Source organism: Treponema sp. OMZ 857, assembly GCF_024181085.1.
In the GTDB taxonomy this organism is placed as follows: Bacteria; Spirochaetota; Spirochaetia; order Treponematales; family Treponemataceae; genus Treponema.
Window position 1 is genome coordinate 365,717 of record NZ_CP051147.1, and the last position, 23,657, is coordinate 389,373.

A 23,657-nucleotide genomic window follows, 5' to 3' on the forward strand; every position below is an offset into this window, starting at 1 on the left:
TATGAAAAAAATCGGAATAATTATTATAATTTTAAGTATAGTATTTGTTGGTATTGTTAAATTTGATGTATATTTTTCAGGGGGTGAATTAAGTCTAAATTATATTGAAAAAAATAGATATTATGTGCGTGATAAAGCTGGAAATTTGACGGAAATATCTAAAGTGCATTGGTATTGCAGTTTTATCATTTCTATTACTGCATTTATATTATTGTGTTTAGATAGCTTACTTTATCTATATGTTATGTGTAAATATGTACTGCCTTACATTTGGTTTAAAAAATATGAGGATATTTTTAATGGAACTTGATTCTAAAAGTTACGGCCGTATGTGAGAATCCATATCAAATCTGTACAAGGACGTACAGATTTGATATCATGTTTTGCTGATGGTAAAACATGATACTGTTTAGAACCACCACCATCCATGTCGGTATTGAGAAAAAAACGCCGCGGGAACAAAGCCGCAGCGACAAAAAGATTGGAGCGGTATGGTGCAGCGGAGCCGATAGGCGTAGCTTCGAAGCAAGCGCGGTGCCGCTTATGCATTTGTGGCTAGTGGACTTACACAAGCTGCTATTGGAAGTTGTTCAACAAGTACGAGTAGGGTTCCCAATTTATTAACAGGGACTGTTGAAGATTTTAAAATTCACCAACCGAAATGGGCTGGAGTTGCTGGTGTGATTGGAGAATCTATAATTCCTACTGCTATAGATATGCATCGTTCGCTTACCCAAAAGTCAGAGTTGAGGTGGAGTATGCGTCCTGTTCGTAAATTTTTTATCACATTGCTGATTTACTTTGGTTCTGTATTTTTGACTGTTGCAGTAGGTCTTTTTATTAATAGTTATTTTCCATGGCTTGATAAATATGAGATTGTTTTAGGACTCGAATTTACTATTATTTGGAGTATTTTTGTTTCTATATTTATGATACTTGTTAAGATGGATTGATTATTTTGCGTGAAATAGATCGTAAAAAATGAAGCATACAATGCGATGTCTAAAAAACGCTCTCTTCCTCACAAAACGAGTTACGGCCGTATGTGGGAAAACGGTGCCTTTTGAAAAGAGCCTGTTCCCCAGTGTACATCCTTGTACACTGGGGAACGACGAGATTTGTGGTATCCACAAATCTCGCTTCTGTTTAGTTTCACGGACATCCGTGTCCGTCTTGAAACTACAAGGAGACAGGAGAAAAAATTAACCGCAGGCACGGTAAAAAATGTACCTCCTTGTACATTTTTTACCTACGTGTTTGCAGAACAAACACGCTACTGACGTGAACCACCGCCATCCGTGGCGGTTCTGATACGGTGAGGATTTTAGGAGCGGCATGGATGCCGCTGGTTTAAACAGAAGCGATGTTTCGGCTTCGACCGAAACTTGCCGTCAAAAGCGTACACGGAAGTACGCTTTTGACAGTGCGACGAAGTAGACGGCGTGTATATTTTCAAAAGGTGGAGATGGATGAAGAAACCGGGCCGTATTATTACGGCGCGCGCTACCTTGACCCGAAGTATTCAAGGTGGCTGAGTGGCGACCCGGTACTGAGAGATTACATACCCAAAGCTCCGATAGATGACGAGGCGAAGAAGCATAACGAAAACCTGCCGGGTATGGGTGGTATATACAACACAGTCAATTTGCACCTGTACCACTACGCGGGCATCGGGCAGCGAAGTGATAGCGAGCTTCAAGCCAATAATCCGGTGAAGTATACGGATCCGGATGGGAGAGAGACAACCGTAATGATTATTCATGCAAATACTGGATGGGAAAAGTTTGTCAGTGGTTCTCATGTTGCTGTCCATTTTAGCAACCCAGGTGTTGATAAATATAATTATCAAATTGGTCAAACATTATATGATCCCTCTGGTTCTTATCAAGCAAAAGATGAATTTGGATGTTTATATAGATCTTCCAGTGGTGTTTTCTCAGGAGAATCATCAGGAGATCTAAAAGCCTATATAGATTCTGTTTTAGATAGACAAAATGGTGAGTATATAGTTGCTTATACGATTAATACAACTCCTGAACAAGAAAAAGCGATGGTTGAATCTGCAATGGAGTTAGGTGATGGGGATGGCTTTTCTTGTGCAAGTCATACATCTGAGGTATTAGAAAAATTGGATTTTAAGGAAGTTATGACTCCAGGCGGTTTAGAGAAACAATTAAAGAACTCAAAGGTGGTTGAAAATATTAAAGTATTTTCTAAAGATGGTACTTCGATAATTTACTCAAAACCAAAAAAAATATTGTAGAGTAAATATAGAATAGGTATTGGATTTCAATCATTAGTATTTTTTTAAGGAGGAATGATAAAATAGGTCAACAAACAAACGGTACTGTGATAAGTTGAAGTAATTCAGCAGAGAGCAGGTAGAAGTTCGTCGTGTCTAGTAGAGGCAAAGACCTCTGGTAAGGAGGATATTATGATAAAAAGATCGATAAAAGTAAAAATTCTCTCTGGGTTTCTCATAATTTTGTATGTTGTATTATTTATGCTTTTAGTTTCATTGCTGCAATATACATATAATAATCGGTTTTGGAATATTATAGTTATTTCATTTGTGTTTAATGTCTTACTTATACTAAGCTTCTATAAAATGCGACATCATTTTATCTTATTGACTTTATTATTAAATATTCTATTCGGTTCTTTGTTCTTTGTTAGTGGAAATATTAATTTACTAAAAATTTCAACATTTATTGAACAATGTAACCTAGTTTTATTTTATATAGTACAATATTTGATTATACCTAATTGGATATTGCCTATTTTATTCTTTATAAATAAAAAAGGTAAAGAGGAATATGATTCTGTCTAAAAAATATAATGCACATGATAGTATGCTTTAAAAGAGGATAGAGTAAGATGTTAATATATACTGAAGCTTGTACTGTTTTTTTTATCAGATAAGAAAAATATGCTTTCCTATATTGCAAATTAAAGAGAAGATATTCTTTTAAACATGAATTGGAGGTCTAAAAGCTGATGCTTCTGTTGGACCAAAAATAGAGTTTAAGTTTGCTGCTGGAGTTGGTGGATCTATCGGGTTTGAATTTAGAAAAATTGAGGAGTAATAAAAGAAATATATGAAGAAAGTAGGAATATGTATTATTATACTAACTATAATATTTGTAATTATTGCTAATATGGATAAATATTATGCTAGTGAAAACTTGATTTTTGATACTACAGATATTATTAATGGTAATTATTATTTAACTGCTAAAGAAAATATGGAAAATATTCAGGTATCTGCTTTACAGTGGTATTATACTAATATTGTAGTTACTATTTTATTGGTGTTATGGATTCTGACAGGACTGCTATTTTTATATGTAATGGCACGCTATGTATTGCCTTATTTGTGGTATAAAAAGTATGATCATATTTTTGATGGATCTTAATTTTGTATGTATGCGTTATACTAAGAAAATAATTTCAGGCTATGAAAACAAAATTTTGTTTTTATTCACAGCTTAATTATTCTCACCCCCGGACAGCGATTGAAGCAAAAATCCTTTTTGCTGCGCGTGTAACGCAAACGCGGTTTTTGGAGCGAGAGCGGAAAAACACCGCTTAAATAAAACAGTAGCGGCAAAAAGATTGGAGCGGTATGGTGCAGCGGAGCCGCCAGGCGTAGCTTCGAAGCAAGCGCGGTGCCGATACTTGTGTATCTTTATATTGTAATAATAGTACACAAGTATCGGCAGTCCGCCAAAGAAAGATGCATATTAAAAGGTTTTTGGGTAAATCCATGAAAGTAGATAGCAAATTAAAAGAACAAATTAATGATATACTTTCAGAATGGAATCCTTTAGATGTACCTGCTTTTATAGCTAGTGAGGAATATATGAATTATGTTGACTCAATCATTGATATAGGTCGAAATATAAATGCGTTACGGAGATATTTCCTTAGCCTTATTATTGATCGATTAGGGTTAGAATATGACCCATCAAATTTAAAACAAATAAATAGCATAGAGAATGTAATAGAAAAGGTTATGAATGCTTTACCGGAACGAGGAGAAAAAACTTTATGATGAGACAGGTGAAGAGTTGTGAATTCATAAACCAGATAAGTATCATCCAAAAATGCATTAGTATAAGGCCTTTATATTTTTTTTCATATGAATGGCATGCATCTGAAGAACTCCCTTCTATTTTTTTACGAGGTTTTTGTTATTTTTATGTGATAAAGCTTATACCGTATAGGTAATGCTGATGGATTCTGTTTTTCCAAAGAGGTTTTATACAAAAAAGTTCACCGAATATAAAGGGGGTAAAGTTTCCTGAATTTAGAGTATACCATCAAGACAAGGTAAAATATGTAAAAATAAATGCAAATATTTATAGGAACTGTTGGGATATAATAGGCAAGCAATAATGATGACGTTAACGATGCGTGTATATCTGAAGTAAAAAGTGTTTTCAAGGTGATAGCTTATCATTTTTTTGTACTTTACTTTTAAAAGAAAATTCATTATGCTGTGCTTCGGTATCCTAAAGTTGCACAAAGCAAACAATTGTGCACGGCTAGAATATCCGAAATTTTCTTTTATTTTTTTTTAGGAGGATGGGATTATGAAAAAATCCGTTTTCGTATTATCGCTTCTTTTTTTGACAAGTGTTCTTTCGTTTGCCTCCGGTGCTGCCGATACTACGGCTACCAGTGTTGCAACTGATGTCAAAATTGACTTTAGAATGAACATTGCCAAGCAGGATTATGACTCCAATTATTTTAATTGGACGTTGGGAAAGCAAGAGACGGTGCAGGATAAATTCGATGCCGTTTCAGGAGCCAGTTTGAAGGGCTCTACAAAAGGATTTAATGTTGTCCGCTATGCAGGCAATGCCGCAGATAAGAAAGCTGCGATTCCGGCAGCGCTGCGCAGTTTGTTTTTGTTCCCGCTTTCCGATTGGAAATTCGTCGAAGGATACGGACTCCAAGTAACAAACACCGACGGTGCGTTTACAATACGTTTTGCCCGTAAAACAACCGCCTATGAATTGAAAACCGATAACAAAGGAAATTTTAACATCCTGACCGGTGCAAAAATTGCAAAAGATATTACGGAAAAGACCGATACCGGTTATGTCATCAAGTCCGAATACCTTAAAGCCGGCGGTGAGTCTACAAAGATGTCCGATTTGGATTGGGATAAACTGCCGTTGAAAGCCGACACTTTTGCTTCCGATGCGGCCTATCATTATGAAGGATCACTGAAATTTGCGTTAAAGGATAACGTGTTAACAGTTAACGGCACATTAAACCGTAAATAAGTGATGGATGCCTGAATAATCGAACAAAATCGAACAAAAAAGCCTCTTCAAGCAATCGCTTGAGAGGCTTTTGGGTATATTTAAAAATTCGCTTGATTTATAGAGTGTTCTCTTTTTTACTCCGAATAAAGACCAATGCCGTGTATCTTTTTGCGGCGGTACCGTACTAAGACTTTGGGATCACGTTTGCAGAGATCGGCTAGGTCGTGCAGGATTTGTGCGCGTATTTTGTCCGCCGCTTTTTGCGGATCGGTATGGGCGCCGTCTACCGGCTCTTCAATAACGCCGTTAATCAGTTTAAGTCCGAGTACCTCGCGGCTGGTAATTTTCAGCATCGCGGCGGCATCCTTCGCCTTGCTTGAATCCCGCAAAAGGATAGACGCACAGCCTTCCGGCGAGATAACCGAGAAAATCGCATTCTCCAGCATATACACCTTATCTCCGACGCCGATGCCGAGCGCACCGCCTGAGCCGCCTTCTCCAATGACAAAGCAGATAACCGGGGTTTTCACGCGGCTGAGTTCACGTAAGTTTACCGCAATGGCTTCGGCGATACCGCGTTCCTCCGAACCGAGTCCCGGATAGGCTCCCTGTGTGTCAACAAAAGTGATAATCGGACGGTGGAATTTTTCCGCCTGCTTAATCAGTCTGAGCGCCTTTCGGTAGCCTTCGGGGTTTGCCATACCGCCGTTCCGGTCGATGGTTTCCCGCAAGTTCCGCCCCTTCTGGTTACCGATAACCGTTACCGGTATTCCGTTGATAAAGGCGATGCCGCCTATCAATGCAGGGTCGTCGCCGAAGCAGCGGTCGCCGTGCAGCTCGATGAAGTTATCAAAGATCATATCGATATAATCGAGGGCGCGCGGGCGGTCGTTGTGCCGGGCGAGTTCAATCTTCCGCCATACTTGCGAAATTGCAGAACTTGCTTGCAGCTTTTCGGTTATCGTTTTTAACTCGGTGGTAATGTCGAGTCCGTATTTATCCGCAATATCGCGCAAGCCGATTAAAAGCTCGGTCTGATCGGTTCTTGTTTCGTTTTCTTTACTCATGTTACTTCCTTTCCTTGCCGAACGGGGGATTCATGTGCGCGTCGATCATCACGGCAAAAAAATGCTTTTGCTCGATGCGCGGCACAATGCAGTCAACAAAGCCTTTTTTAAGCTGGAATTCTGCCCGCTGAAAACCTTCCGGCAGCTGCTGGTGGATAGTGCCTTCGATAACGCGCGGCCCTGCAAATCCGATAAGCGCATTGGGTTCCGCTGCAATCACATCGCCCAGCATCGCAAAACTTGCCGTAACGCCTCCCGTTGTCGGGTCGCAGAGCATCAAAAAGAGGGGAATGCCCTTGTCGTCAAGCTCCGCCGCCGCGCTTGAGGTTTTCGCCATCTGCATCAGCGAGAAAAGCCCTTCCTGCATACGCGCGCCGCCCGACGTTGCGTAGATAATCACCGGTATCCGTTCCGCTGCGCCTTTTACCATAAGCCGGGAAATTTTCTCCCCGACAACCGAACCCATAGAACCGCCGAGAAAGTCGAAGGACATAACGCCCAACAGCGCATCCCTGCCTTCGATTTTGCATTTGCCGGTAACAACGGCTTCGTTTATGGCAGTCTTTGCTTCCGCAGCGGATATTTTTTCTTCATACCCTGCCATCTGAATAGGATTCATCGTTCGCAAGGTTGGATTAAGTTCTTCAAATGTGTCTTTGTCGGCAAGATAGGCAATCCGCTCTGATACATCCATTCGGAGATGATATCCGCAGTCGGGGCACACCATCAAACGCTTTAAAAGCACTTCCCGTTCATATTGTGTTTTACAATGAGGACATTCCATTATTTTTCTCCCTCAAATAATTGTGCATAGAGACTGGTGCCGAAGGTGCCCGATTGGAATTGAGCTGACCGTAAAATCGTCTTTTGCTCTTCGATATTGGTTTGAATACCTTCGATGTGCAGCTCATCCAGCGCACACAGCAGCTTTTTAATGGTCTGTACCCGATCCGCTCCGTGTACAATCAGCTTGGCGGTCATCGAATCGTAGAAAGGCACCACCTTGTAGCCCTGATATAAAAATCCGTCGAACCGGACGCCATTTCCACCGGGTACCCGCAAGTTTGTAATCAAACCGGGGGTGCGTGCATTGATACGGGCTTCGATTGCCCAACCCTTTACCGGCACCACGCCGTCAGGGAGTGTCATCTTGCCGCCCGTACATACGGTAATCTGCTCACGGATAATGTCGGTGCCGGTTACCATCTCGGAGACGGGGTGTTCAACCTGCACACGCGCGTTGACTTCCATAAAATAAAACTGTTCGCCGGAAACGAGAAACTCGATGGTACCCGCTCCGCAATAGTTGAGCGAAGAAAAAAGCTTTTTGGCGCCGGAGCACATCGCATCGTACATCGCGTCGCTCACCGCCTGCGAAGGGCTTTCTTCTATCAGTTTTTGATGATTCCGCTGTACCGAGCAGTCCCGCTCGCCGAGAATTGCAACACCGCCTGCGCCGTCGCCGATAACCTGCAGCTCAACGTGCCGCGGGTCGCTCAAGTATTTTTCGATGTACACCGTACCGTCGGCGAAATTCGCTTCCGCCTCCGAAGATGCGATGGCGAGGTTTTCAGCTAAATCGGCTTCTTTCCAGACAATGCGCATTCCCTTGCCGCCGCCGCCTGAGGCTGCCTTGATGATAACGGGATAACCGCATTCCTTCGCGGTTTCCGCCGCTTGTTCTTTGGTTGTAATCGCGCCCTTAGAGCCGGGTGTAATCGGCAGTCCGCTTTTTTGAGCAGTCTCCCGCGCTCTTACCTTATCACCGAGCATTTCGATAGTGTCGGGTTTCGGCCCAATCCAGAACATACCGGATTTTTCTACCTCACGTGCAAAATCCGCGTTTTCCGAAAGGAAGCCGACACCGGGGTGTACGGCATCACAGCCGGTGCAGAGTGCGGCGGTAATCAGCGCATCCTTGTTCAAATAACTTTTGGCGGATGGAGCCGGTCCGATACACACTGCATGATCGGCGAGTAGCACATGCAGGCATTCTTTATCGGCAGTTGAATACACGGCGACCGTTTCAATGCCCATTTCGCGGCAGGCGCGGATAACGCGGACGGCAATTTCACCGCGGTTTGCAATCAGCATTTTCCGTATCATACTTAGATCCTGATTGTAAAGAGCGGCTGGTCAAACTCAACCAAATCACCGTTTGCTGCAAGAATTTCTTCGATTATTCCGTCGTATTCGCATTCAAGGGTGTTCATCATCTTCATTGCTTCGAGGATGCACAGCGGCTGTCCCTTTGAAACCTTGGAACCTTTTTCCACATACGCAGGCGCGTCAGGGGAGGGTGAGCGGTAGAATGAACCGACGATGGGACTTTTTACCGTTACGAGGTTCGCATCAGTGCCAGCCGCTGTGCCTACGGAATTGGCGCCTGCCGGATTGCTTCCTGCCCCAGCCGGCATTCCCGTTGCAGCTGCGGGTGGAATCAGCGCTGCTCCATTAGGAACAGTTCCGGCACTCATGGTTCCTGCCGCTGCATATCCGCCTGCGTCCGCTCCGGTAACAGGCTGCATCGGCACATTGTGCAGTGCAAACGGTACGGCAGTCTGCGTATTTTGATACGCAGCTTCTTTTTTGAGCGTCAGCTCCGCTTCGCCTTCCTTTATATGGAGCAGCACTGCCGAGCTCTTTTCAAATTTGTCAAAGACATTCAAAATAAATTTTTCGTTCATGTTCTTACTCTGTGTTTATGCCGATACTTCTTTGCTTCAATGCGTCGGAAGCAGATATATAACTGATACAACCGATGCGGTTTCGCAAAGAAGTAACAGGTCTTATATCCGGTCGAACCGGTCAATCTCGGCATCATAATCGATGCCGGCAATATCAAATCCGTTAATCGCCAAAAAGTCGTGCCGGTATTCGTCTACATCGGTACGCTCGCGGCTGGTCTCGTCGGTAACGGTTGCCATAATCGCGGCAACGGCGGACTGCACCGCTTCGTCCAATTCCCAGTCGTCAATGCGGATACGGTGTTCGCTATCCGTCGGGATAACCCCGTCCGCCGTATATAGGCGGCTGTCAAAAAGGCGGTTGATCTGTTCGATGCAGCCTTCGTGGGTGCCTTTCTCCTTCATCACCTTAAAAAGGCTTGCCAAATAGAGCGGAATAACGGGGATAACGGCGCTTGCACGGGTTACCAATCCTTTGTTAACCGACACAAACGCCTGCCCTTTTAAGGCCGCGAGCTTGGTGTTCAGCGCATGGGCGGTTGCTTCCAAGTGTTCCTTAGCCTTGCCGATGGTGCCCTTACGGTACAGCGCTTGCGTGGCTTCCGGCCCGATATAGGAATACGCAACGGTGATGCATCCTTGTGCAAGCAGATTCGCGGCGCCGAGCTTTTCTATCCACCGCTGCCAATCCTCACCGCCCATGACCTTTACGGTAGCAAAAGCTTCTTCGTCGGTAGCCGGTTCCGCCGTGATTTCCGTCAAAGCGCCGGTGAACGGATCGAGGGTTTTGCCGGTAAAGGGTTTTCCGAAGGGCTTGAGTGCCGAGCGGTAGGTAACGCCGGTCTCGGGGTCGGTACGCACGGAACTTGCCACGCTGTAGACAATCAAATCAAACTTCATGCCGCGCTTTTTGGCTTCATCGATAACCTGTTCTTTGATGGTATCGGAGAATGCATCGCCGTCGATGGTAACGGATACAAGCCCCGCTTCTTTTGCAGCGGTATCAACCGTTAAGTTGTTGTACCAACCGGGCGTTCCCCATTTTTTTTCGGAACCGGCTTTTTCATACGATACGCCGATGGTTGCAGCTCCGTATCCGAATGCTGCCGTAATGCGGCTTGCCAGTCCGTACCCGCCGGAACAGCCGACTACTAAAACGTTTTTCGGTACAACCGTACCCGCCGGATGGGTAGCAGCCCGCTTTTTTGTATACGCGATTTGATCTTCAACCGCTTTTTTACACCCTTGAGGATGCGCATTCAAACAGATATTGCTCCTCAACATTGGTTTCATACTCATTCTTTCTACTCCTTACCATATTAGTCATTTATAATGCATCATTACGCCATGATTGGCAATGCACGGTATACAAATTATTGATTGCCGGGCATCTCTAAAAATCTAACTGGGATTTTAGAGAACTCGATTGCTTAGTTTATCAGTTTTTACCGTTTGCCGATAGTACCTTTCCCCATGCTTTTCAATCGTGGTTTTTTTCTTGACTGATAATACGATGTTTTATATAATAAAAGAATGAGTACTAAGTCATTTAAGGGGGGCTGTCACCCTCCAGAGCGGAAAGCGATTTCCGCCGAATCCGAAGTCTTGGCCGTCATGCCATCTACAAAAATGGTATGGATTCCGGTTACCCAAGGCGGTGCTCCGAATACTCCGTTAGTAAAAGTTGGAGATACGGTTGTACGAGGTCAAAAAATAGCGGAAACAGACAAGTTTATGTCTGCGCCGGTACATGCTTCGATCTCCGGTACCGTAAAGAAAATAGAACCCCATCTCGTTACCGGTAATACGGACACACTTTGTATCGCAATTCAAGCGGGCGAGGACACTTCCGAGTCTTTTATGGAACCGCTTGATCCCTTCACCTGCACAAAAGAGGACGCCCTTAAACGTATCCGCGAGGCCGGTATAACCGGTATGGGCGGCGCTTCATTCCCTGTACATGTTAAATTGAGTCCTCCTAAGGATGCAAAGATAGACTACATTTTAGGTAATGCCGCAGAATGTGAGCCGTATCTGTGCACCGACGCTGCTACGATGTACCATTCCGCTGAAACGATTATAGACGGAATGGCGATTATTATGCACATCACCGGTGCCGATAAAGGTATTATTGCACTTGAGGATAATAAAACGCATTTAGTTCCGGTGTTCGAAAAAGCTATCGCAAAGATAAAACAAAATCCTGTCGGGCCGGGCGCTTACGACATTTCCGTTGAATTATGTAAAACAAAATATCCGCAAGGCGGTGAAAAAAATCTAATCTCCGCTGTCGTCGGCAGAGAAATCCCCTCCGGCGGGCTTCCGTTCCAGGTCGGCTGTATCGTCCAGAATGTCGGAACAATGAAGGCAATTTCCGATGCGTTCCGTAAGGGGATGCCGTTAATCGACCGTCCGCTTACGATTGGTGGGGGCGCTTGCGAAAATCCGATAAATGCGATAGCGCCTATCGGTACCTGTATCGGCGACCTTATTCCCGAAGTAGTCCGCTTAAAACCGGGCGTTACAAAGATTATTTCCGGCGGCCCGATGATGGGCTTCGCGATGAAGAGCGCGGATTTCCCCGTACAAAAGAATACGTCGGGTGTTCTTTTCTTAACGCGCGAAGAAGTCAATCTTGATGAAGAAAGTCCCTGTATCGGATGTGGAAAATGTGTCACTCATTGTAGTTGCCAACTGTCTCCCGTTCTTATGATCCGCGCATTAAAAGCCAATAAGCTCGACGAAGCAGTCCGCTGCGGTCTTATGGACTGCGTTGAATGCGGCATTTGTTCTTATGTGTGTCCGGCGCGTATAAAGCTCGTTCAACGGTTCAAGGTAGGAAAGCAGTTGTTGCGTGAAGCAAAGCAGAAAGAAGCGGCAAAAGCAGCCGCTGCGCAAGGAGGAAAATAGATTATGGCCGAATCAGATAAGAACGAAATTTATCTTTCCCCCGCGCCTCATATCGCGAGCCCCGTTACTACCCAAAAACTGATGATGCACGTACTGATTGCGCTTGCACCGCTTGCGCTGTACGGTATTTATCTGTATGGAGTACCGGCACTCATCCGCATTATTGTTTCCGTAGGCGTTGCGGTCGGTTCCGAAGCGGCGTTCCGGAAAATTATGGGCAAGGATATCCGCGTAAAGGATTGTTCCGCGGCAGTAACCGGTTTACTGTTGGCGCTTGTTTTACCGCCGCTTATTCCTATTTGGATTGTGGTTGTTTCCGCAATTTTTGCTATTGTCGTAGCAAAAGAGTTTTTCGGCGGACTTGGCGCAAACCCGTTTAACCCTGCGTTGGTAGGTCGCGCGTTTGCCTTTGTCAGTTTTTCACGTTTGATGACTTCATGGGTTGCTCCTCATCACGGTTTTGATGCTGTGAGTACGGCAACACCGCTTTCGTACCTTAAAATGTCGGAAGGCGGAGTCTCCACCGCAGCTGCAATCGCAGAGAAAATGGGGTTGTCTTCTTCAAGCGATGTATATCTTAAACTCTTTTTAGGCGATCACGGCGGCTGTATCGGTGAATCGAGCGCTGTGCTCATCCTCATCGGTTTTGTCTACTTGCTGGTAACCCGCGTTATTGAATGGCAAATTCCCGTTTCCATGATAGTAACGGCTGTAGCGGTAACTGCACTTGCCGGTATCGATCCGCTACTCACGCTGTTAAGCGGAGGCTTGCTGTTCGGCGCCGTCTTTATGGCTACCGATTATGCAACCTCTCCTGTAACCTTTAAAGGGCAGATTATCTTCGGTGCGGGCTGCGGCTTGCTTACCGCCTTGATGCGGCTCTTTGCCGGAATGCCGGAAGGCGTTATGTACAGTATTCTGATTATGAATTCTGTCGTTACATTCTTAAATAAACTGATTCAGAAAAAATACGGATATGTGAAGCCCGTGAAGGCAGTCAAGGAGGGTGCAAAATGAAACAGATGATGAAATTATCCGTTACGTTGGCCCTCTATACTGTTGTGGCCTGTCTTGCGCTTGCGGCGGTTAATATGCTGACATCTCCCCGTATCCTCGCAGCGAAAGAGGCAAAAACAAAACTGGCGCTTCAAGCGATTTTCCCCGATGCGGACTCGTTCCGTCCTATCACCGAAGGAATGCCGAAATCGGTTGATAAGGTAGCGTTCGGCGATGCTTTCCTTGCTCTGAACGGAGATAAACCTGCCGGAATTATCATAACGGTAAGCGGGCATACCTATGATCAGGCGACTATTCTTACCGGTATCGATATGGAAGGAAAACTGAGAATGATTCAGTTTTTGGTATTAACCGATTCACCCGGTATCGGAACAAAAGCGAAGGATGAACCGTTTATCGGACAGTTCCGTAATAAGCCCATCTCCGACGGCTTTGTTCTTGGAAGCGATGTTCAGGCGATTGCCGGTGCTACGATTACCTCTACGGCTGTTACCCGCATGGTGAAAATTGCCGTCGATGCCGCTTCTTCATACATGAGCAGCCAAAGTCTCGGCAGCTCAGGCAGCGGAAACTAAGGAGAACGGTTATGAAAGAGTATGTACGCATTTTTACGAACGGGTTGGTAAAAGAAAATCCCCTTATTATGCTGATGATCGGACTTTGTTCCGCACTTGCCATTACAACCTCGGTTGCGAACGGTATCGGAATGGGGCTTGCAATGACCTTCGTTATTGTATTGAGCGAAATGATTATCAGTATGTTCCGGAAGTTTATTCCGAATGATATCCGTATTCCTATTTTTATTATTGTTATCGCATCGTTTACTACTATCGTAGACCTTTTGATGCAGGCGTTTTTACCGGAGCTTTCCGAATCGATGGGTATTTTTATTAAACTCATCGTTGTAAACTGTATCATCATGGGACGCGTCGAATCCTTTGCCTCGAAAGAGTCTCCATTAAAAGCGATGGCTGATGCCCTAGGTATGGGTTTGGGCTTTACATGGGTTCTGGTGGTTATGTCTGCCATCCGCGAACTGTTGGGAAGCGGTACCGTACTCGATGTGCACCTTCTGCCGGACGATTACCTTATTAAGTTCTTTGCTAACTCTCCCGGAGGATTCTTTGTATTCGGGTTACTGATCGCTTTAACGTATTTGATACAAGATCAACGGAAGCAACGGAAAATACGGAAGGCAGCTGCGGTAAAAGAAGCAGCGTTGAAAGAAGCCGCCGCACTGAGGGAAGCTGAGCTGGCGAAAGAAGCTGCGCTCAAGGCGGAGACAGCACAAAAAGAAGCCGCATTGAAAGCGGATGCGGAAAAACAAGCTGCTCCCACAACCGAATCTCCTGCGGTTGCTGCACCTGCAAAGGAGGGGAACTGAGAATGGAACTGTTTAAGATTTTTCTTGCTGCGGTATTCGTTAAGAATATCGTTTTTATCCGCTTCCTTGCGTTGTGTTCGTTTATCGGTATGACATCCGATGTTAAGAAATCTACCGGTATGGGATGGGCGGTTCTTTTTGTTACGGTTATTGCAACAGCGGCAACCTATCCTCTTTATAAATTGGTCCTTGCTCCTTATGATCTCGGTTTCTTGCAGACATTGCTCTTTATCTTGGTTATTGCGAGCTTGGTTCAATTGGTAGAGTTCTACTTAAAGAAGTCGGCGCCTGCCTTGTATTCGGCGATGGGTGTGTATTTGCCGCTCATCACGACAAACTGCGCTATCCTTGCGGTTACGCTCGATGTTATCGCTGCCGACTATACTTTTATTCAGTCGATGGTGTACTCGATTGGCGTTGCAATCAGCTACATGCTTGCGATGGTGTTGTTTGCCGGTTTACGTGAACGTATCGATATTGCGCCGATACCTAAGTACCTCAAGGGTACTCCCATCCTGTTTATCGCTGCAGCGCTGTTGTCGTTGGCATTCGGCGGTTTTGCCGGCATGATTTAAAGGAGTGGAAAGAGTATGCAAATAATCATTTTAACGCTTATTGTTTCGCTGGTATTGTCCGTAGCAATAGGCTTTTTACTAGGATTTTTTAAAAAGCTGTTTTATGTTGCCCCTGATGAAACGGTGGCAAAAATCCGTGAAGTGCTTCCGGGCGCTAACTGCGGCGCCTGCGGTTTCCCGGGCTGCGACGGTTTTGCGGCAGCGGTTGCAAGCGGTAATGCGCCGGTAAACGGCTGTTCCGTCGGTGCGGGTCCCGTTGCGGCGAAAGTCGGTGCGATTATGGGTGTTTCCGCATCTGCCGATGCAAAAGTAGCGGTTCTGCTTTGCCAAGGCTCCCATGATGTCTGTAAGGAAAAAGCGGATTATGTCGGTGTTAAGACCTGCCGTGCCGCAAAGATTTCCGTAAACGGCTTGCGGGAATGCGATTGGGGCTGTATCGGCCTCGGCGACTGTGAAATGGCCTGTCCTTTTGACGCTATCCATGTCGGAGAGGACGGTATCCCGCACGTCGATTATGAAAAATGTACCGGCTGTGCAGTCTGTGTTGCGGCTTGTCCTCAGCACATATTGACGACCGTATCTACTTCCCGGAAAGGTTCCATTGCGCTTTGTTCTTGCAGAAACCCAAGAAAAGCCGTTATTATGAAAAACTGTAAACGCGGCTGTATCAAGTGTATGAAGTGCGAAAAGAACTGCCCGACAGGTGCGATAAAGGTTATCAACGGAATCCCCGAAGTTAATTATGACCTGTGCGATTCCTGCGGTATCTGTATCAAAGGCTGTCCGACAAAGGTTCTTGCCTTAGTGGAAGATAAGATTGCAGTGCTGTCGCCCTGCAGCGCGTGCGAAGCGTGTTAATTTGTGCGAAATATATTAAATTACGGCTTACCGGCATGTTTAGCGAATGCTCGGTAATATCGAGCAGGATTAGCAAATATGCCGGATAAAAAAATGCGGAGCGGGGTCGTCTGTATTATCGGACGCCCCTCCGCCGGAAAGTCAACATTTCTAAATAGTGTTTGCGGCGAAACGGTATCGATTGTTTCCGCACTGCCGCAGACCACGCGCAGCTCCGTCCGCGGTATCCTTACGGCGGAGCAGGGGCAGATTATTTTCCTTGATACGCCCGGTTACCATATCAGTGAAAAAAAAATAAACCGCCGGATGCAGCTCATTGCGGAAAACCGTCTACAGGAAGCTGATGCCGTGCTGTATCTTATCGATGCAGCGCGTCCGTTCGGCGAAGAAGAATTGGCTATCTGCGCATTGCTGAAAAATAAACAAGATCGCTTGATTGCCGGTATTAATAAAACCGACAGTCCTGCAGCGCGTCCGGGGCAAACCCGCTTGAGTGTGATGCAGGCTTTACCCGATCTGCCGCAAGAGCGGATTTTCGAGTTGTCCGCGCAGGAAAAAACGGGACTAGAGCCCGTGCTTGCCGCACTGTTTTCCCTTCTGCCGGAAGGCGAACTTTTGTATCCAGAAGACTTTTACACCGACCAGCCGGTGGATTTCCGCATTGCCGAAATTATCCGCGGGCAGGCAATCAGCCGCCTCTACGAAGAAATTCCCCATGCATTGTATGTTGATATTCAGGATATGGAGATGAAAAAGAACGGCAAGGAGCTTTTTGTTCGTGCTTTTCTGTGCGTAGAGCGGGAAAGCCAAAAGGCTATGGTTATCGGTAAAGGCGCAGCGATGATTAAAGCAATCAGGGTAGAATCCCAAAAAGAATTACGCAAAATTTTCCCGTACCGAGTACAGCTTGATTTACAGGTGCGCGTTGATAAAAATTGGCGCCAAAAAGACAGGGTGCTGCAGTCTGTCTTTCTCGACTAGGGAAAGCATGACAAACGCATTAGGTGCTCTTTCCGTAAGCTTTTTGAAAATAGACGATGCAGATACGAGGCGCGAGCACAAATTAATCGCAGGCGTATCTTTGATACGTTGAGAATTAATTTGTGCGCAGCAACGAAGTAGATGCACCGTATATTTTCAAAAAGGACTTCGCAGCTTTTTTAGTATCAGCACCAGCAACAGCATAAAAACCGAAATAAGCGCGGTAAAACCGCCGGGGGCGACGTTTAAATAGTACGAACAGACAAGACCGAGCATAATGTCCGCGATACCGAAACAGATTGAAAAAAACACCGTCCGCTTAAAGCCTACGTGTAGCTGGAGCGCTGCTGCAACCGGCAGGGCAATCATCGAGCTGAGTACGAGAATGCCCACTATCTTGATGGAAACGGCAATTGTTGCCGCTACTAAAATCGAAAAAATATAATTGATTGTCTTTACACGGATGCCGATGACATACGCGATGTCTTCATCGAGCGTTATATACAGCAGCTTATGATACAGCACAGCCAATACGGCAACGGCAAAAAAGCTCAATACAATCACGGTGATAACATCGGAGGTTGAAACCGTTAAGATACTTCCGAACAAATAGGCTTCGGCATTGGTGCGTATCAACCCCGAACTCATCAAAGTTATGGCAATACCGACACTGAGCGAAAGGACGATGGAAAGGATGAGATCGCTGTATTCTTTAAAATAGTTTCGCAGCGCTTCGATGAGTGCACCTGCCGCAGAGGTAAAGGTAAAGGCTCCGATGATGGGATTGACACCGGTAACCAGTCCGAGCGTAATTCCCGTTAGAGAAGCATGTGCAAGGGTGTCTCCGATAAGTGAGTACCGCCGTAAAACAAGGAAAATACCGATTAACGGGCAGAGAATGCCGATAAAGAACGACACAATAAAGGCGTTCTGCATAAAAGCATATTTCAACATAGCGGTTATACTATCAGATTTTATGGATAAGGGCTATCAGGGGGATTAAGGAGTCGGATACACAACCGAAGCTGCGTATTCTCAGCTCCTTAACGGTTAATTTTTAACTGCTACAGTCCGGTATGGCGGAGTGTTCCCCGCTTTTCCAGTTCTTCCAGCGTAAGTTGCGGATAGCGTACTTTTGCAAGGAAGATCATTGCAGCGATGATGTACGGCTTAAAGCTTGCCTGCTTGTAGAGCGGCACGCGGTAGCGGTCGAATACCGAACCGGCAACTTCACCTTCTTTGCAGCTGACGCCGGTAATATCTGCCGGTAAGCAGTGCAGATAGAGTGCTTTACCGTCTTTGGTCAGCTTCATCATATCTTCGGTACATTCCCAATCCTTGTGGTGGCCGTTCTGAGCGAGCAGCTCTTTTTCGAGCGCTTTGATACCGTCAAAGTCGCCTGCACCGTAGAGGTTCGTCCGTTTTTCCATTGCGGTAAAGGGCGCCCAGCTCTTGGGATACACGATGTCTGCATCCTTAAAGGCTTCCTTCATGCTGTTGGTCTTGGTAAAGGAACCGCCCGATGCCTTTGCCTGTTTTCTCGCGACTTCTTCAACCTCAGGCATTACTTCATATCCTTCCGGATGTGCAAGTACAACGTCCATGCCCAAGCGGGAGAACAGACCGATTGCGCCCTGCGGAACGGAAAGCGGCTTACCGTAAGAGGGTGAATATGCCCATGTCATCGCAATTTTTTTACCCTTGAGGTTTTCCAATCCGCCGAACTCGTGGATGATATGGAGGGTATCCGCCATAATCTGGGTGGGATGGTCGATATCGCACTGCAAGTTAACGAGGGTCGGGCGCTGTTCGAGCACGCCGTCCTTATTACCTTCGGCAACCGCATCCATAAAGGTGTGCATGTAGGTATTACCCTTGCCGATGTACATATCGTCGCGGATACCGATAACGTCTGCCATGAACGAAACCATATTAGCGGTTTCGCGGACGGTTTCTCCGTGGGCAATTTGAGACTTGCCTTCGTCCAAATCCTGTACTTCCAAACCGAGAAGGTTACAGGCTGATGCAAAGCTGAACCGTGTGCGGGTTGAGTTGTCGCGGAACAGCGAAATGCCGAGACCGCTTTCAAAAATCTTTGTAGAAATGTTTGATTCCCGCAAGGTGCGCAGCGCATCCGCTACCGTCCATGTTGCAAGAATTTCATCGAAGGTCTTTTCCCATGTAAGGAAAAAGTCATTGTTGTACATCTTCTTAAAGCTCAAGCTATTGAGCTTTGTAATGTACGGATCCATAATCAAGGCCATAATTACTCCTATCTAGGCATCTCTAAAACTCGAAGTTCCGGAGGCTCTTTTTATAACTTCTCAACGTATATGGACGGCAATGCGGCATATACGGCAGCGCAGGTTACCAAGTCCTGTTTCCATGTAATTTCGTTCGGGGCATGAGCCTGTGCTTCCGCGCCCGGGCCGAAACCGATACAGGGAACTTTATTCCGTCCCATGATGGAAACGCCGTTTGTAGAGAATGTCCACTTGTCAACGAGCGGGCGTGCTTCGCGCATAGCAATCTGATCTTTCGGGCCGATACGCTTATCGCCGTATAAATTGTTATACGATTCGATCATCGAACGTGCAACGACGTGCTCTTTCGGCAATACCCACGTGGGGAAGAAGCATTCGATCGGGTATTGTTCTCCCGTCCATGACGGCCGGTCGTAGTTGTACATCGAGACCGTTACATCTTTTCCGTATTTTTTGACGGCGGGGAGCTGGCGGATTTCTTCCAAGCATGATTCCCATGTTTCTCCGGCCGTCATACGGCGGTCGAGCGAAACGGAACAGGAGTCCGCAACGGCACAGCGGCTCGGGCTGGTATAGAAAATTTCGGAAACGGTAACGGTTCCGCGTCCAAGGAAGTTTGCTTCTTCCCATTCCTTGTTGTATTTTTTATCCAGCATTTTGACGAGCCCTTTAATTTCAGTGCCGTCAGCGGCGTCGTTTTCATTCAACTTGCGTACTTCTTGCAGAATATCGGACATCTTGTAGATTGCGTTATCGCCGCGTTCCGGTGCGGAGCCGTGGCAGGAAATACCTTTAACATCGATACGGATTTCCATACGTCCGCGGTGTCCGCGGTAGATACCGCCGTCAGTCGGTTCGGTAGAAACAACAAAGTCGGGCTTGCAGAGTTTTTCGTAACCGGGAACTTTGACGTCTTTTTTCAGGATATACTCCCAGCACATACCGTCGCAGTCTTCTTCCTGTACGGAGCCGACTACCATAGCGGTGTATTTATCGTTGAGAAGACCTAAGTCCTTCATCATCTTACAGGCATACATAGCAGAAACAACGCCGCCGGTTTGGTCGGAAACCCCGCGGCCGCCGATGAATATGTCATCTTCAAATCCTTCATAGGGGTCAAACTTCCAGTTGCTGCGGTTACCGATACCAACCGTATCGATATGGCCGTCAAAACAAACAATGTGCGGGCCGGTGCCCATCCATCCCATTACGTTGCCGAGCGGATCAATCCATGTTTTGTTGAATCCGAGCTCATCCATTTTCTTTTGGATGCGTTTTGCTTTTTCACCCTCTTGGCTGCTTTCGCTGGGAAGGCGGATGATTTCACGAAGGAAGGCGGTCATGTCGGCCTTGTATCCTTCTGCAGCAGTTTTAATCTTGTTAAAATCCAAACTCATGCTTCCTCCTCTATCGTTTTTTCAAGCGTACTGCTTGATACGATATTGATATGAAACCCGGCTCCCGTAACAATGTATTTATAGAAGGAACCTTAGGCTAATTTAATTATAGAAGTGAAAAATTCTTCTGTCAAGCATAATCTTCTAAAAAATTTTTAGCTATACTAATTCTTTTTTAGCTTTGTAAAAAAGTCAACTGTTAGGTGATTTTGGACAATCTGATGGAGGAACGATGAACATTGAATGAGCAAAAGAGAGTGGGAGAGAGCGGAATTAAATGGAATGCTGTATTTTGTATGAAACAGGCAAACACATAAAGGGAATTGATGGAATAAAAGTATGAATTTCGGTATTTTTTGTTTAAGGCTATATACAGCAAGGAAGGGAACTATGGGCGCTGACGGGATCGAACCGCCGACATTTTGGGTGTAAACCAAACGCTCGTACCAGCTGAGCTAAGCGCCCTAATAACAGAGAAGACTATATATAAACCGGATGAAAATGTCAACCCCCGGTGTGATAACGTGCGACATCGGAAATATTACCACGAGCCGGAAGAACCGCCGCCGCCAAAGCGTCCACCGCCTCCGCTGAAACCGCCGCCAAGGCCCCCACTGCCGAACCCTCCGCCGCGTCCTGAATAACCGCCTCTCCGTCCTGACGAAAGGAATAGCAACGGCCAGAATAAACCGCCGGGCATAAAACGGGAGCCGAGCAGAAAGATAATAATCAGGAAAATGACGAGCGGCAGCGGAATAGAATCGTCATCTTGGCGGTCGGCTTCTTTTACAGCCTCGCTGATGAGGCTTTCATCTTGAAGCGCAAGCCCTGCAAGGTTTTTTACCCCTAAAAGAACACCTTTTCCGTACTCCTGCTGTTTAAAGTGAGGTGCGATGATTGAACGGATAATCCTGCTGCTTTGTGCATCGGTGATGCGATCTTCGAGGCCATATCCCACTTCGATACGCAGCTTGCGGTCTTGAGCGGCAATTACTAAGATAACGCCGCTGTCCTTGCCTTTTTGTCCGATCTGCCATTTTTCCGCAACGCGGATGGAATAATCTTCAAGACTTTCGCCTTCCAACGAAGGAATGGTCAATACCGCTATCTGTAAATCGCTTTGGCGGTCAATACTATATAAATACGCATTTAATTCCTGCGTTTCGCTTGCTGTGAATATATGTGCATAATCGTTGACCGGGCCGTTCAGGGGCGGAACGTCAAGCGCAAACAGAAAGGCTCTTTGCACACAAAGATAGGCAATAATGATAAACCGGAAAGGATGTTTTGAAAATTTCATAGCTTCCCCTTTAGTTTTATGATGCGGCGGAGGAAAGGCGTGTAAGACATCGTTTGATCATAGAGAACGGGAAGCCTTTTCGTTGAAGGGCGCTGTAGAGTTTTTGTTCGGTATAGCCCTTACGGATAAGGCTGCGTGCTGCTCCTTCGCACACTTCTGCTTCGTCAATCTCTGTAAAAAAATCATTGAGCGCTTGCTTTGCCGTGTCTGCGGCAACTCCACGTTTACGTAGTTCCGAAAAGAGACGCGCATGCCCTTCTTTTTTTGAAAGGCTCCTCGTATGTAAATATGCACCGGCAAAGCGGGAATCGTCAAGCGTACCTTCAGCACGTAAATAATCCAACGCAGGCTGATATTCGTTTTTTATATAGCCTTTTTTTTGCAATTTGACTGTTAGTTGATAAGAAGAATGTTCGGCACGGTTAAGATAGGCAGCAGCTTGTTTTTCAGCTAAGAAACGCCGGCCTGCTTGATAGAGATATTCTGTTTGGGATTCTGTAAGGGTGAGTGGAAGCTCCTCTATCGCAAGCGGTTCATCAAAGTAGCAAAACCGGCTTACGATAGAAACATCCCCGGAGAGTACCAGTTTGATCGTTTCCGAGGATGTATGCTCCACCGCAATAAGGGTAGGATTAACGCTTGCTGAACTGGAAGCGTCGGCGAGCACCGCGTTGGCCATACTTTTTGCGTTCAACCATTCTGGAATCGCGAGTTAATAAGCCATTCGCTTTAAGTGAGCTGTGGTTAGAGGCATCTACCTGTGCAAGCGCACGGGCAATACCGTGTGAACAAGCACCTGCCTGTCCGTTTAAACCGCCGCCATATACGGTAATGATGATATCATAGCGGGTATCGCTGCCGGTAACAAACAAAGGCCGTTTTGCCATTTGAACCTGCTCGGGAGTGGCAAAGTAGTCGTCCATATTCTTATTGTTGACGGTTACCGAACCTTTCCCTTCGCGGATATAAACCCGTGCTACCGAGGTCTTTCTTCGTCCTGTTCCTATTCCGATATTTTTCACAACCATTTCTCCTAAAATTATAACGCTACCGCAACAGGATTTTGTGCCGCATGCGGATGTTCGCTACCTGCATAAATTTTCACATTTTTAAGCAGTTTACGCCCGAGCGGGCCTTTGGGCAGCATACCTTTTACCGCGATATACAGCGGTTCGGTCGGCTTTTTCCCGATAAGGGTATTAAAATTGACGGACTTAAGTCCTCCGGGAAAACCTGTGTGATGGTGATACATCTTATCCTTGTCTTTATTCCCCGTAACGGCAACCTTATCGGCGTTAATAACGATAATATAATCGCCCGATTCCTGATGGGGTGCATAGAGAGCCTTGTGCTTTCCTCGAGCCATTGCAGCAACTTTTGCAGCAACCCGCCCAAGCGGCTTTCCTGCAGCGTCGATAACATACCAGCTCCGCGGTATTTCACGCTCTTTATAAAAAATTGTCTTCATCTTTTGTGTACCTTATATATTTTTATTGCAGATAATGTGGGTAAAACACTATATCAAAAAAGAGGCTATGCAGTCAACCCGCAGAACTTTATTCGTTTTTATTTTCTCCTACTTTCATCGCCGCTTCTTCTTTTCTCGCATCCTGTTTGTCTTTAATGTCCGCAATACCGATGAACACAGCAATTAATCCGACAAAGGCTGTGAAAATCGGTAAGCCGCCGCGCAAAAAGAGTAGAATATCTTTTCCCCAACCGAGTCCGAAACCGGCAGTCTCCGGCGGAAGCGCTGCAAAAACCGTAAAGAGAATCATGGCTGCCCCAATAATAAGCGCAATCATACCAACCTCCTATTAAAGAATGACCCGTACACGATTCGAACGTGCGACCTGTTGCTTAGGAGGCAACCGCTCTATCCACCTGAGCTAACGGATCAAAAGATTATGCTGCCTATATCGGCATATCAGCTATGCTTCT

General features: G+C 45.9%; 24 protein-coding genes, 2 tRNA genes and 2 pseudogenes. 13 read left to right on the top strand and 15 right to left on the bottom strand.

Going from position 1 to position 23,657, the window contains the following annotated elements; translation table 11 throughout:
- Position 1 precedes the first annotated feature (1 nt).
- The 6 genes and pseudogenes from E4N66_RS01585 to E4N66_RS01610 all read left to right on the top strand — a co-directional run bounded on the left by E4N66_RS01585 (position 2) and on the right by E4N66_RS01610 (position 5,294).
- Complete coding sequence (locus tag E4N66_RS01585) at positions 2–310, top strand: hypothetical protein (RefSeq protein ID WP_253673175.1); 309 nt, start codon at positions 2–4, stop codon at positions 308–310.
- Positions 311–551: 241 nt separating this feature from the next.
- A complete protein-coding gene (locus tag E4N66_RS01590) occupies positions 552–953 on the top strand; it encodes a hypothetical protein (protein ID WP_253673174.1) in 402 nt (133 codons plus the stop codon).
- Positions 954–1,450: 497 nt separating this feature from the next.
- A pseudogene (locus E4N66_RS13055) lies at positions 1,451–1,744 on the top strand (hypothetical protein); the annotation flags it as partial.
- Between the two features lie 1,354 nt (positions 1,745–3,098).
- On the top strand, positions 3,099–3,416 hold the full coding sequence (locus E4N66_RS01600) for a hypothetical protein (RefSeq protein ID WP_044014864.1): 318 nt from the start codon (positions 3,099–3,101) through the stop codon (positions 3,414–3,416).
- A 350-nt stretch (positions 3,417–3,766) separates the two neighbouring features.
- Positions 3,767–4,054 (top strand): hypothetical protein, encoded by a 288-nt coding sequence (locus E4N66_RS01605; RefSeq protein ID WP_253728713.1) that lies wholly within the window; start codon positions 3,767–3,769, stop codon positions 4,052–4,054.
- 541 nt (positions 4,055–4,595) lie between these two features.
- On the top strand, positions 4,596–5,294 hold the full coding sequence (locus tag E4N66_RS01610; RefSeq protein ID WP_253728714.1) for a hypothetical protein: 699 nt from the start codon (positions 4,596–4,598) through the stop codon (positions 5,292–5,294).
- A gap of 116 nt (positions 5,295–5,410) precedes the next feature.
- Here E4N66_RS01610 and E4N66_RS01615 read toward each other — a convergent pair whose 3' ends face one another.
- The 5 genes from E4N66_RS01615 to fabV form a co-directional block, all read right to left on the bottom strand.
- Positions 5,411–6,343, bottom strand: coding sequence for an acetyl-CoA carboxylase carboxyltransferase subunit alpha (locus E4N66_RS01615; protein WP_253673164.1), 933 nt, complete (start codon positions 6,341–6,343; stop codon positions 5,411–5,413).
- 1 nt (position 6,344) lies between these two features.
- Positions 6,345–7,127, bottom strand: coding sequence for an acetyl-CoA carboxylase, carboxyltransferase subunit beta (gene accD, locus E4N66_RS01620; protein WP_253728715.1), 783 nt, complete (start codon positions 7,125–7,127; stop codon positions 6,345–6,347).
- Positions 7,127–8,449 carry an acetyl-CoA carboxylase biotin carboxylase subunit gene (locus E4N66_RS01625; protein WP_253728716.1) on the bottom strand — a complete coding sequence of 441 codons (1,323 nt, stop codon included), beginning with the start codon at positions 8,447–8,449 and terminating at the stop codon, positions 7,127–7,129. Before E4N66_RS01625 ends, accD begins: the two co-directional genes overlap by 1 nt.
- A gap of 2 nt (positions 8,450–8,451) precedes the next feature.
- Positions 8,452–9,030, bottom strand: a complete 579-nt coding sequence (gene accB, locus E4N66_RS01630; RefSeq protein ID WP_253728717.1) for an acetyl-CoA carboxylase biotin carboxyl carrier protein — start codon at positions 9,028–9,030, stop codon at positions 8,452–8,454.
- Between the two features lie 102 nt (positions 9,031–9,132).
- Positions 9,133–10,329 (bottom strand): enoyl-ACP reductase FabV, encoded by a 1,197-nt coding sequence (gene fabV, locus E4N66_RS01635; RefSeq protein WP_253728718.1) that lies wholly within the window; start codon positions 10,327–10,329, stop codon positions 9,133–9,135.
- A 234-nt stretch (positions 10,330–10,563) separates the two neighbouring features.
- Between fabV and rsxC the strand changes: the two genes are divergently transcribed.
- The 7 genes and pseudogenes from rsxC to era all read left to right on the top strand — a co-directional run bounded on the left by rsxC (position 10,564) and on the right by era (position 16,755).
- A complete protein-coding gene (gene rsxC / locus E4N66_RS01640) occupies positions 10,564–11,940 on the top strand; it encodes an electron transport complex subunit RsxC (protein WP_253728719.1) in 1,377 nt (458 codons plus the stop codon).
- Between the two features lie 3 nt (positions 11,941–11,943).
- Positions 11,944–12,957, top strand: coding sequence for an RnfABCDGE type electron transport complex subunit D (locus tag E4N66_RS01645; protein ID WP_253673156.1), 1,014 nt, complete (start codon positions 11,944–11,946; stop codon positions 12,955–12,957).
- A complete protein-coding gene (locus E4N66_RS01650) occupies positions 12,954–13,532 on the top strand; it encodes an RnfABCDGE type electron transport complex subunit G (protein ID WP_253728720.1) in 579 nt (192 codons plus the stop codon). The genes E4N66_RS01645 and E4N66_RS01650 overlap by 4 nt, the downstream gene beginning before the upstream one ends.
- Before the next feature lie 11 nt (positions 13,533–13,543).
- Positions 13,544–14,161 (top strand): annotated as a pseudogene (gene rsxE / locus E4N66_RS01655) (electron transport complex subunit RsxE); the annotation flags it as partial.
- Between the two features lie 182 nt (positions 14,162–14,343).
- Positions 14,344–14,916 carry an electron transport complex protein RnfA gene (locus tag E4N66_RS01660; protein WP_016522455.1) on the top strand — a complete coding sequence of 191 codons (573 nt, stop codon included), beginning with the start codon at positions 14,344–14,346 and terminating at the stop codon, positions 14,914–14,916.
- A 15-nt stretch (positions 14,917–14,931) separates the two neighbouring features.
- Positions 14,932–15,774, top strand: coding sequence for an RnfABCDGE type electron transport complex subunit B (locus E4N66_RS01665; RefSeq protein WP_253673150.1), 843 nt, complete (start codon positions 14,932–14,934; stop codon positions 15,772–15,774).
- 93 nt (positions 15,775–15,867) lie between these two features.
- Positions 15,868–16,755 carry a GTPase Era gene (gene era, locus E4N66_RS01670; RefSeq protein WP_253674835.1) on the top strand — a complete coding sequence of 296 codons (888 nt, stop codon included), beginning with the start codon at positions 15,868–15,870 and terminating at the stop codon, positions 16,753–16,755.
- A 156-nt stretch (positions 16,756–16,911) separates the two neighbouring features.
- On the opposite strand, the gene E4N66_RS01675 is transcribed toward era, so the two are convergent.
- The 10 genes from E4N66_RS01675 to E4N66_RS01720 all read right to left on the bottom strand — a co-directional run bounded on the left by E4N66_RS01675 (position 16,912) and on the right by E4N66_RS01720 (position 23,615).
- Positions 16,912–17,709 carry a metal ABC transporter permease gene (locus E4N66_RS01675; RefSeq protein ID WP_044014888.1) on the bottom strand — a complete coding sequence of 266 codons (798 nt, stop codon included), beginning with the start codon at positions 17,707–17,709 and terminating at the stop codon, positions 16,912–16,914.
- Positions 17,710–17,819: 110 nt separating this feature from the next.
- Positions 17,820–19,019, bottom strand: coding sequence for a knotted carbamoyltransferase YgeW (gene ygeW / locus E4N66_RS01680; protein ID WP_044014890.1), 1,200 nt, complete (start codon positions 19,017–19,019; stop codon positions 17,820–17,822).
- Positions 19,020–19,069: 50 nt separating this feature from the next.
- Complete coding sequence (locus E4N66_RS01685; protein WP_253673146.1) at positions 19,070–20,416, bottom strand: YgeY family selenium metabolism-linked hydrolase; 1,347 nt, start codon at positions 20,414–20,416, stop codon at positions 19,070–19,072.
- 391 nt (positions 20,417–20,807) lie between these two features.
- Positions 20,808–20,881 (bottom strand) — tRNA-Val (locus E4N66_RS01690).
- A 76-nt stretch (positions 20,882–20,957) separates the two neighbouring features.
- Positions 20,958–21,716 (bottom strand): TPM domain-containing protein, encoded by a 759-nt coding sequence (locus E4N66_RS01695; protein ID WP_253728722.1) that lies wholly within the window; start codon positions 21,714–21,716, stop codon positions 20,958–20,960.
- Between the two features lie 16 nt (positions 21,717–21,732).
- Positions 21,733–22,395, bottom strand: coding sequence for a regulatory protein RecX (locus E4N66_RS01700; protein ID WP_253728723.1), 663 nt, complete (start codon positions 22,393–22,395; stop codon positions 21,733–21,735).
- Positions 22,349–22,738: a 30S ribosomal protein S9 gene (gene rpsI, locus E4N66_RS01705; RefSeq protein ID WP_044017141.1), complete on the bottom strand. Its 390-nt coding sequence runs from the start codon at positions 22,736–22,738 to the stop codon at positions 22,349–22,351. Before rpsI ends, E4N66_RS01700 begins: the two co-directional genes overlap by 47 nt.
- Positions 22,739–22,755: 17 nt before the next feature.
- Complete coding sequence (gene rplM, locus E4N66_RS01710) at positions 22,756–23,184, bottom strand: 50S ribosomal protein L13 (protein WP_044014908.1); 429 nt, start codon at positions 23,182–23,184, stop codon at positions 22,756–22,758.
- Between the two features lie 88 nt (positions 23,185–23,272).
- Complete coding sequence (locus E4N66_RS01715; protein WP_044014910.1) at positions 23,273–23,521, bottom strand: hypothetical protein; 249 nt, start codon at positions 23,519–23,521, stop codon at positions 23,273–23,275.
- Between the two features lie 20 nt (positions 23,522–23,541).
- Positions 23,542–23,615, bottom strand: a tRNA-Arg gene (locus E4N66_RS01720).
- Between the last annotated feature and the right edge of the window lie 42 nt (positions 23,616–23,657).